Source organism: Pseudomonas sp. PME37.24/025 (assembly GCF_055556615.1).
The window spans coordinates 356,022-366,510 of the sequence record NZ_JBVHNK010000005.1; the positions used below are offsets into that span (position 1 = coordinate 356,022).

The window sequence follows — 10,489 nt, forward strand, 5'->3', positions numbered from 1 at the left end:
GAGTCCGCGTGCGCTTATTACTGATCGAGGATGACGTCGCTCTCGGCGAGGGCATTCATCAGGCCCTGGGCCGTGAGGGTTACACGGTCGACTGGCTGCAAGACGGCAGCAGTGCCTTGCACTCGCTGCTCAGCGAGACGTTTGACCTGGCCGTGCTCGATCTCGGCCTGCCGCGCATGGACGGCCTGGAAGTGTTGCGCCGCCTGCGTGAAAGCGGCTCCAACCTGCCGGTACTGATCCTCACCGCCCGGGATGCCACCGAAGACCGCATCGCCGGGCTGGATGCCGGGGCCGACGATTACCTGATCAAGCCCTTCGACCTGGCCGAACTCAAGGCTCGCCTGCGGGCCTTGCTGCGACGCAGCGCCGGTCGCGCCCAAGTGCTGATCGAGCACGCCGGCATCAGCCTGAACCCAGGCACCCAGCAAGTCAGCTATCAAGGCGAGCCGGTGGCGTTGACGCCCAAGGAGTATCAACTGCTCCACGAATTGCTCTCGCCGCCGGGCCGGGTCATGACTCGCGATCACCTGATGCAACTGCTTTACGGCTGGAACGAAGAAGCCGAAAGCAACACCCTGGAAGTGCATATCCATCACCTGCGCAAGAAGTTCTCCACCGACCTGATCCGCACCATTCGCGGTGTCGGGTACCTGGTGGAGGAGCATCGATGACTTCGATCCGGCGTCGCACCCTGACGCTGATCATTGGCCTGTTGCTGACTGGCCTGGCGATCATCAGCGTGCTCAACCTGCACGACAGCAATCACGAGATTGCCGAAGTCTACGACGCCCAACTGGCCCAGAACGCCCGCCTGCTGCAGGGTGTGATGCGCATGCCGCTGGCCAGCAGTGAACACGCCGAACTGTATCAAGCGTTCAACATGGCCTTGAGTGAAGCGGTGCCCAGAGTCGATGGTCATCCCTATGAAAGCAAAATTGCCTTTCAGGTCTGGAATCGCAAGGGCGAAGTGCTGGTGCATACCGCCAGTGCGCCCTCCTTCACGGCACCGCCGACGAAATCCGGTTTCAGCGATGTGGTGGATCTGCACAACCGCCATTGGCGAGTGTTCATGCTCGAAGACAAACAGAATGACTTGCGCATCTGGGTCGGTGAACGGGACGACGTGCGCGCGGACCTGGTAGACCGGATCGTGCGTCATACCCTGTGGCCCAATGTGCTGGGCAGCCTGATACTGGCGGCCATGGTCTGGCTGGCCATTGGTTGGGGGCTCAAACCCCTGGCCAATATGGCCGCAACGTTGCGGGCACGGCATAGTGGTTCTCTGGAGCCATTGCAACTGACCCCGTTGCCCAGCGAACTGGAACCGATGCAGGCAGCGCTCAACCGTATGCTCGCGCAAATTCAAGAGGTGCTTGGCCGCGAGCGGCGCTTCATCGCCGACGCCGCCCACGAATTACGCACCCCGCTGGCCGTGCTGCGGGTGCATGCGCAAAACCTGCTGGAAGCCGGCACGGAACAGGAACGTCGTGAGTCCCTGGCGTTTCTGATTACCGGGGTCGACCGCACCAGCCGCCTGGTCAATCAGTTGCTGACCATGGCCCGTCTCGAACCCAAAGCCGTGGCGCCGGTGCTGACCAGCATCGACCTGAGCGAAACCGTGCGCGCCAGTCTGGCCCAACTCACGCCCTGGTTACTGAGCCGGAACCTGGAACTGGCCTTCGACGTCGATGACCGGCCTTTTGAAGTCCTAGCCGACGCCGCCGCCATCGACATCGCCCTGAACAATCTGGTCACCAACGCCGCGAATTTTTCGCCGGAGCATGGCGTCATCACCGTGCAATTGAGCCAAGAGGACGGGTTCTACAACTTGAGCGTCCAAGACCAGGGGCCGGGCATCGACGAAGCAGATCGCACGCGGTTGTTCGAACGTTTTTACAGCCGCGGAAATACCGGGGGGGCGGGGTTGGGGCTGACCATCGTCAGCACCATTGCGACGCGGCTGGGTGGGCGGATTACGCTGGTCAATCCACCCGAAGGCGGGCTGCGAGCGACCTTGTCGATTCCCGATGGCCAGAAGCACAGTGCTGTGCAACGGACGCCCAATGGCTGAATGACTTCAACCCCGCTCCTACAGGGGAATGGTGCATGCGGCACATCCTGTACGTGGCCGCTGAACAATCTGTGGCGAGGGAGCTTGCTCCCGCTGGGCCGCGAAGCGGCCCCAAAAAAGGAGCCACTGCACAACCCTGCAGCCACTCACTCACCACAGCAGCCCATACCTACTCGGGCGTATCAATGTGATCCAGCACCCGGTTCGCGGTGACCTCCGCCACCATGATGCTGTTTGAAATGCCCAGCAGGGCGTAGCGCGACTCACCCTCCAGATGATCCACCAACTGATGGACCATCACATCGACCGAGGCCAACGTCTCGACCAAAAAAACCGCCAGGGTTTTGGTAGTCGCCTCTGGGTCCACGGCAAACAGCTTGCTGGGTTTACGCGCGGTGGCTTTGATGTCGGCATTCGACGGGAAGTGGAAGTCGAGAGCCCGCTTGGCGGCCTCGTTGAGTTCTTTTGAATCGGGTTCGTACGGGAATATCGGATCGGTGTCCGGCGGATTGGGCGTAGGTTTGATCATGAAGAAACTCCTGATTGTTCATTAGGAGCTACCAGCATCACTTGCAGATGAAGGGTGGCAGCTATGTGCGGGTCTGCAAGACCGGGAAACCAGGAACCCGGCAGATCCGAAGATCTCCCGCACAAAGCCGCCATTACGCGGACATAAACGAGCGTCCTTTGGCAGGGCTATGCGACTGGTATTCCGGCGGGCTTGCAGACCCGATCACTGATGAGCAGTGACGGGAATCAAGTTACCGAGCGACCCCTAGACGCACAAGCCGGCGGATTCTGTCTTACGTGTAGGGGGTGGCGCAAGGCGTTGTAGCCCTTAGGTGGTAACGGCAAGCTTCATTTAAACGATCGCGGTTTTTCTTGTTTAAAACGTGCCCCGTAGGAGCGTAATGATGTTCACTTAAGCGCGACTCTTCAGTCATGCCTACCTTTGTGGCGAGCGAGCTTGCTCGCGCTGGGCTGCGTAGCGGCCCCAAAATCTGAACAATCGCCGATTTTTGTGAGTGCTACGCACTCAAGCGGGAGCAAGCTCCCTCGCCACAGGTTTCTCACTGACTCAAGATTCTCTTAAGTGAACAGCATTACCCGTAGGAGCCTCGCAGCAGATCCTGTTCACGCTCACACAACTCCACCACGTAGTCCCACAACACCCGCAACCTCACGGACTTGTGCAGCTCGCGCCGCGTACTGATCCAATAACTGCGCTGGATGCTTTCGTCCGGCAGCAACGGCACTAGCTCGGGATCGGCGCTGGCCATGTAGCACGGCAGCACGGCGATCCCCAGGCCCGAGCGCGCGGCCTGTTGCTGGGCGATGACGCTGGTGCTGTGAAAGACCACTTGGGGGTTGCGGCAGAAGCTGTTGAGGAACATCAGTTCCTGGCTGAACAGCAAGTCGTCGACGTAGCCGATCCACGCATGACGACCGAGGTCTTCGCGGCTGCGCAGTGGTGGCGAACGGTCCAGATAGGCCTGGCTGGCGTAGAGCGCCAGTCGGTAATCGGTGAGTTTGCGGGTGACCAGCATGTCGGCGGCCGGGCGTTCCAGATGGATGCTGATCTCGGCTTCACGGTTGAGGATGCTGACGAAGCGCGGCACCGCCACCAACTCAACTTCCAGCCCTGGATAGCGTTCGAACAACCCGTTCATGCGACTGGCGAGGAACATGATGCCCAGCCCTTCCGTCACCCCGACGCGGATCTTGCCCAGCGGCGCGGAGGATTGGGTGATTTCTTCCTGAGCCAGCAGCGCGACGTTTTCCATGGCTTCGGCGTGTTTGAGCAGCGCTTCGCCGGCCGGGGTCAATTCGTAGCCTTGGGCATGCTGAACGAATAGCGCGGTGCCGAGGCTTTTTTCGATGGCTTCGATGTGCCGGGCCACGGTGGCGTGAGTGGTGTTCAAACGGCGAGCGGCGGTCAGCAAGCGGCCGCTGCGCTGCAATTCGAGAAAAAACCGCAGGTCATTCCAGTCGAACATGAACCCTCCTTGTCGTTATGCCGTGTGAATGACGTTGTTTAAAAACGCACAGCAGCTGCGTAAAAACTAACATTCTTTTAACGAAAGCTAACAACTAGGATGACCGACAACAAGAACAACAATACGAGGTCAGGGATGCAGACTTCCCTTGATGAATACGACTACATCGTGGTCGGCGCCGGGCCGGCCGGTTGTTTGCTGGCCAATCGACTGTCAGCCAACCCGCAGCATCGCGTGTTGCTGCTCGAAGCCGGCGGCCGCGATAACTACCCGTGGATTCACATTCCCGTGGGTTACCTGTTCTGCATCGGCAACCCGCGCACCGACTGGTGCTTCAAGACCGAAGCGCAACCGGGCCTGCAAGGTCGCGCCCTGAGCTACCCGCGCGGCAAGGTGCTCGGCGGCTGTTCCTCGATTAACGGCATGATCTACATGCGCGGCCAGGCTGGCGATTACGACGATTGGGCGGCCGAGGGCAATGCCGGCTGGAGCTGGCAAGACGTGCTGCCACTGTTCAAACAAAGCGAAAACCATTTTGCCGGCGACTCGGAATTTCATGGCGCTGCCGGCGAATGGCGGATCGAGCGCCAGCGGCTGTCGTGGCCGATTCTCGATGCCTTCCGCACGGCAGCCGAGCAAAGCGGCATCGCGAGCATCGATGACTTCAACCAGGGTGACAACGAAGGCTGCGGCTACTTCCAGGTCAATCAGAAAGCCGGCATCCGCTGGAACGCGGCCAAGGCGTTTCTCAAACCGATCCGCCAGCGCGCCAATCTGACAGTGCTGACTGACGTCGAAGTGGACCGCGTGCTGTTGGAAAACGGCCGTGCTTCGGCGGTCAGCGCACGCTGGCAAGGCCAGGCGAAAACCTTCAAGGCGCGTAAGGAAATCGTGTTGTGTGCCGGCTCCGTCGGTTCACCGGGCATCCTCCAACGTTCCGGTATCGGCCCTCGCCCGCTGCTGCAAAAACTGGGCATCGGCGTTGCCCATGAACTGCCCGGCGTGGGTGGCAACCTGCAGGACCATCTGCAACTGCGGCTGATCTACAAACTGGAAAACGCTCGCACCCTGAACCAGATCGCCGGCACGCTGTGGGGCAAGATGGGCATGGGCCTGCGTTATCTGTATGACCGCAGCGGCCCGCTGTCCATGGCGCCGAGCCAACTCGGTGCCTTCGCCCGTTCGGGGCCGGAGCAGACCTCGGCGAACCTCGAATACCACGTGCAACCGTTGTCGCTGGAGCGTTTCGGCGAACCGCTGCACGCCTTCCCCGCGTTCACCGCGTCGGTCTGCGATCTGCGCCCGCAAAGCCGTGGCCGGATAGACATTCGTTCCGCCGACCCGCGGGAAGCGCCGCTGATTCAGCCCAACTACCTGAGCCATCCCGAAGACTTGCGAGTGGCTGCCGACGCCATCCGCCTGACCCGCCGCATCGTCTCCGCGCCCGCGTTGCAAGCGTTCAAACCGGTCGAGTATCTGCCCGGCGACAGCTTGCAGAGCGAAGAGCAATTGCACGAAGCCGCCGCCCGGATCGGCACCACGATTTTCCACCCGGTGGGCACCTGCCGGATGGGCAACGATGCGGACGCGGTGGTCGACGCCGAGCTGCGCGTCCACGGCATTCCCGGCCTGCGCATCGCCGACGCCTCGATCATGCCGCGCATCACCTCGGGCAACACCTGCTCGCCGACGCTGATGATCGCCGAGAAAGCCGCGCAGTTAATCCTCAACTCTGTTGTAAACACCAACCCTGTGGGAGCGGGCTTGCCCGCGATGACGGCGTGACATTCAACATCACTGTTGACTGAACCACCGCCATCGCGGGCAAGTCGGATCGCCGCACCGCCGCTCCCACAGGGATTGCATTAGATTCACGGACATCGAGCATTACCCCTACAAGGAACACGCAACACCAGTGGAACAACAAAAACAATCACTGTGAGGGATACCGATATGTCAGAACATGTTCAGCCCCTGGAAGCCGTCCGCAGCGCCGGCACCAGTCAGGAAACCCAGAAAGTCATCTTCGCCTCGTCCCTCGGGACGGTGTTCGAGTGGTACGACTTTTTCCTCTATGGCGCCCTCGCGGCGGTCATCAGCAAACAGTTCTTCGCCGGAGTCAACGACACCACGGCGTTCATCTTCGCGCTGATGGCCTTCGCCGCCGGCTTCATCGTGCGGCCGTTCGGTGCGCTGGTGTTCGGACGTTTGGGGGACATGATCGGGCGCAAATACACCTTCCTCGCAACCATCGTCCTCATGGGCCTGGCGACGTTTTGCGTCGGTTTGCTGCCGACTTACGCGAGCATCGGCATTGCCGCGCCGATCATTCTTGTGGTGCTGCGCATGCTCCAGGGTCTGGCGCTGGGCGGTGAATACGGCGGCGCGGCCACTTATGTCGCGGAACACGCGCCGATGGGCAAACGCGGTTTCCACACCAGCTGGATTCAGTCCACCGCCACCCTCGGCTTGCTGCTGTCGCTGCTGGTGGTGCTCGGCTGCCGCTACTTCACCGGTGACCAGTTCGAAGTCTGGGGCTGGCGCATTCCGTTTCTGTTTTCGATCGTACTGCTGGGCATCTCGACCTGGATTCGCTTGAGCCTGCACGAGTCGCCTGCGTTCGTGAAAATGAAAGAAGAAGGCAAACTCTGCAAGTCGCCGCTGCGCGATTCCTTCGGCAAATGGGACAACCTTAAAGTGGTGCTGATTGCACTGTTCAGCATCAACGCCGGGCAAGCGGTGACCTTCTACGCGGCGCAGTTTTATGTGCTGTTCTTCCTCACCCAATTCCTGAAAATGGACCCGGCCCTGGCCAACAGTCTGCTGATCGTCAGCGTGATCATCGGCGCACCGTTCTTCATCTTTTTCGGCTGGCTGTCGGATAAGGTCGGGCGCAAACCGGTGCTGATGATTGGCCTGTTGCTGGCCACCGCGCTGTACTTCCCGATCTTCAAGACCCTGGCCCACTACGCCAACCCGGCCATCGACCAGGCCAGCCGTCAGGCACCGATCACTGTGCTGGCCGACCCGGCCACCTGCACCTTCCAGTTCGATCCGGTGGGCAAGGCTAAATTTGATAGCCCGTGCGACAAGGTCAAAACCTTTCTGGTCAAACAGGGCCTGCCCTACAACAGCGAAGCGGCCCCGGCTGGCAGCGCCGTGCAGATCAGCATCGGCGAGGTGAAAATCGATGGCTACGATGAGGCTGCCCTGCGCGGCGCAGTGACCCTGGCCGGGTATCCGTCACAAGCCGACACCCAACTGATAAACAAACCCATGATCGTGGCGCTGATCGTCGCGCTAATCATCATTTCCGCCATGTGCTATGGCCCGTTGGCGGCGCTGATGGTCGAACTGTTCCCGACCCGCATCCGCTACACGTCCATGTCCCTGCCCTACCACATTGGCAATGGCTGGTTTGGTGGTTTCCTGCCGACGGTGTCGTTTGCCTTGGTGGTGTACACCGGGGATATTTTTTACGGGCTGTGGTACCCGGTGGTGATTACCGGGGTCAGCCTGGTGGTGGGAATGATCTGTTTGCGTGAGACGAAGAATGTAGATCTGCATAGCAACTGATATCAACCGTAAAAAACGCCCCGCAATGCGGGGCGTTTTCGTTGATGTGTGGAAAGCAGCCCTCACTCGACGTCTTTGAGCACCTCAAACGTGACTTGATCGGGATAGAACGCCACGTAGCCACGAATCTGATCGACCGACACTTTAGGGTCCTCATAGCGCCACACCGCGTTAGCACCCTCATGCCCCGGGATTTGCAGACTGTAATAAGTAGCGTCACCCTTGTACGGGCAATAGGTGGTGTGGTCGGTACGGGCAAAATACTGTTCGGCAATGTCCTCCCATGGAACGTAGTACACCGGAGGATAATTGGCCTCGAGCAGCACCAGTACGCGCGAGGATGCGGCCACCTGAATACCGTGAAACTTCACCAACAGGCAGCCCGGCTGCTCTGCGATGGTGATGACAGGACTGGGACCGGAGCTTTTCATGGAATGTGTTCCTCATGACGCTGATGAACCTGTGGGAGCGTGGCTTGCCCGCGATGAGTCGCGCAGTGGCCCCAAAACATGAGAGCACGAGTATCAGGTATAACCCAAATTTCGCCAGCACGACTGCTTCGCAGCCGAACGGGGAACAAACGCCAGTTTGAAGCTCTGATGGACTCCTTGCTGTCGAAAAAGGACGTTGCCAATTGGCATCAATCACCCTTGGCAATCAATCGCAACGCATGGACTGTACATCCATACAGATAATGATTGCTCCTTCGCTCATCAACCGCCATTCTGTGCACCTCTCGGACCTTGAGCGACGATGGTGGTTATGCAGCTGTACCTCTGTGAAAAACCTTCCCAGGCCAAAGACATCGCGGCCGTGCTCGGCGCCAAGCGTCGGGGCGACGGCTGCTGGCTGGGAACGGGCGTCACGGTGACCTGGTGCATCGGCCATCTGCTGGAAACTGCCCCCCCGGATGCCTATGACGCGCGTTACAAGCGTTGGGTGCTGGCGGATCTGCCGATCATTCCCGGAAAATGGAAGATGACCGTCAAACCGCGCACGGCCAGCCAGTACAAGGCGGTCAAACGCTTGCTGGGCGAGGCCAGTGAACTGGTGATTGCCACCGATGCTGACCGTGAGGGCGAGATGATCGCCCGGGAACTGGTGGAGCATTGCCGTTATCGCGGGCCGATCCGGCGGCTGTGGCTGTCGGCACTGGACGATGCATCGATCCGCAAGGCCCTGGCGGCGCTCAAGCCGGGGGCCGAGACGTTCAGCCTTTATCATTCGGCGTTGGGGCGCTCCCGGGCCGACTGGTTGATCGGGATGAACATGAGTCGGCTGTTCACCCTGCTGGGGCGTCAGTCTGGCTATCAGGGTGTATTGCCGGTCGGCCGGGTGCAGACGCCGACCTTGCGCCTGGTGGTGGATCGCGACCGCAGCATTGCCGATTTCGTCCCGGTCGCTTATTGGGCGATCGATGTGCAACTGCTGCACGACGGCACCGCGTTCACCGCCCAATGGCGTGCGGCCTCCGACGTTTGCGACGATCAGGACCGCTGCCTGAATCAGGCGCTGGCTCAGAAAGCGGCTGCGGCCATGGGTGGTGCGGCGAGCGCTCGGGTGATCAAACTGCGCACCGAGCGGATGCGCGAAGTCGCGCCTTTGCCGTTCGATCTGGGCACGTTGCAGGAAGTCTGCTCGAAGAAGCTCGGGCTCGGGGCTCAGGAAACCCTCGATATCGCCCAGGCGCTGTACGAAACCCACAAAGTCATTACCTACCCGCGTAGCGACTGCGGTTACCTGCCGCTGAGTCAGCACAGCGAAGCCCCGGGTATTCTGGCAGCGCTCCGGCAGGCCGATCCGGCCCTGAACGCCTTGCACGATCACCTGGAGCCCCAGCGCCGCTCACGGGCCTGGAACGATGCCAAAGTCAGCGCTCACCACGGCATCATTCCGACAGCCGCGGCTAAAAACCTCGACCGACTGGTAGGCAAGCAACGGGCGGTCTACACCCTGATTCGTGCGCGTTATCTGGCGCAGTTCCTGCCCAACCATGAGTACGACCGGACACAGGCCGACTTCAACTGTGCCGGTGAAGCCTTGCGTGCCGTGGGCAAGCAGATTGTCGAACCCGGCTGGAAACGCGCCCTGCCCGAGGCCCTCGCGCCTGCCAAGGGACGCGAAGCACCCGCGCCGCAAACACTGCCGGCACTGGCCGAAGGGCGTGACTGCGCGGTGGCCGATGTGAAGCTTAAGGACCTCTGGACCCAGCCGCCCAAGCCGTTCACCGAAGGCGATCTGATCAAGGCGATGAAGAATGTCGCCAAATTGGTGGAAGATCCGCTGCTCAAGCAAAAGCTCAAGGACACCACTGGCATCGGCACCGAAGCCACCCGCGCCTCGATCATCCTGGGCCTGCTGGATCGAGGTTACCTGATCAAGAACGGCAAGGCCCTGGCCGCGACGCCGGCGGCTTTCAGCCTGATTGACGCCGTACCGCGCGCGATTGCCGATCCCGGCACCACGGCGATCTGGGAACAGGCACTGGACATGGTGCAGAGCGGTGAAATGAGCCTGGAAGAATTCGTCACCAAACAAGCTGCGTGGATGAGCAAGCAGGTGGCACGTTGCGCCGGCCTGAACCTGACCATCAGCGGGCCGGCAAGCCCGGCCGGGCGTGGCGCCACACCGTGGAAAAACAAGCGCAAACCGGCCAAACGCAAACCCTCGACCGGTGCCAAACGCGCGGCGAAACCGGCAAGCAAGGGTTGAGAGCACTTGCAACGAATCGAAATGGTCTAGTGTTCTTCAACGTCAATTAATGCGAGGAACCTGTGGGAGCGTGGCTTGCCCGCGAAGAACGATGACGCGTAATACCTGAAAAACCGCGGTGCATTCTTCGCGG

Annotated in this window: 8 protein-coding genes; 5 read left to right on the top strand and 3 right to left on the bottom strand. The window is 60.6% G+C overall.

The window, feature by feature from the left end:
- Window positions 1-8: 8 nt before the first annotated feature.
- Together ACZ3HH_RS12015 and ACZ3HH_RS12020 are read left to right on the top strand one after the other, a co-directional pair.
- The gene (locus ACZ3HH_RS12015; protein ID WP_465804809.1) at window positions 9-671 is read left to right on the top strand and encodes a response regulator; all 663 of its coding nucleotides are present in this window, start codon (window positions 9-11) and stop codon (window positions 669-671) included.
- Window positions 668-2,071 (top strand): ATP-binding protein, encoded by a 1,404-nt coding sequence (locus ACZ3HH_RS12020; protein ID WP_465804811.1) that lies wholly within the window; start codon window positions 668-670, stop codon window positions 2,069-2,071. Before ACZ3HH_RS12015 ends, ACZ3HH_RS12020 begins: the two co-directional genes overlap by 4 nt.
- A gap of 169 nt (window positions 2,072-2,240) precedes the next feature.
- On the opposite strand, the gene ACZ3HH_RS12025 is transcribed toward ACZ3HH_RS12020, so the two are convergent.
- Together ACZ3HH_RS12025 and ACZ3HH_RS12030 are read right to left on the bottom strand one after the other, a co-directional pair.
- Window positions 2,241-2,600, bottom strand: coding sequence for a DUF6124 family protein (locus ACZ3HH_RS12025; RefSeq protein WP_465804812.1), 360 nt, complete (start codon window positions 2,598-2,600; stop codon window positions 2,241-2,243).
- A 574-nt stretch (window positions 2,601-3,174) separates the two neighbouring features.
- Window positions 3,175-4,068 carry a LysR family transcriptional regulator gene (locus ACZ3HH_RS12030; RefSeq protein ID WP_465804813.1) on the bottom strand — a complete coding sequence of 298 codons (894 nt, stop codon included), beginning with the start codon at window positions 4,066-4,068 and terminating at the stop codon, window positions 3,175-3,177.
- A gap of 135 nt (window positions 4,069-4,203) precedes the next feature.
- Here ACZ3HH_RS12030 and ACZ3HH_RS12035 point away from each other — a divergent pair, with 135 nt between their 5' ends.
- Window positions 4,204-5,853 carry a GMC family oxidoreductase gene (locus ACZ3HH_RS12035; RefSeq protein ID WP_465804815.1) on the top strand — a complete coding sequence of 550 codons (1,650 nt, stop codon included), beginning with the start codon at window positions 4,204-4,206 and terminating at the stop codon, window positions 5,851-5,853.
- A gap of 168 nt (window positions 5,854-6,021) precedes the next feature.
- Window positions 6,022-7,644: an MFS transporter gene (locus tag ACZ3HH_RS12040; RefSeq protein ID WP_465804817.1), complete on the top strand. Its 1,623-nt coding sequence runs from the start codon at window positions 6,022-6,024 to the stop codon at window positions 7,642-7,644.
- Window positions 7,645-7,706: 62 nt separating this feature from the next.
- Here the strand turns inward: ACZ3HH_RS12040 and ACZ3HH_RS12045 are convergent, their stop codons facing one another.
- On the bottom strand, window positions 7,707-8,075 hold the full coding sequence (locus ACZ3HH_RS12045; RefSeq protein WP_465804819.1) for a DUF427 domain-containing protein: 369 nt from the start codon (window positions 8,073-8,075) through the stop codon (window positions 7,707-7,709).
- 331 nt (window positions 8,076-8,406) lie between these two features.
- Here ACZ3HH_RS12045 and ACZ3HH_RS12050 point away from each other — a divergent pair, with 331 nt between their 5' ends.
- A complete protein-coding gene (locus ACZ3HH_RS12050) occupies window positions 8,407-10,356 on the top strand; it encodes a DNA topoisomerase III (RefSeq protein ID WP_465804836.1) in 1,950 nt (649 codons plus the stop codon).
- Window positions 10,357-10,489: the final 133 nt, after the last annotated feature.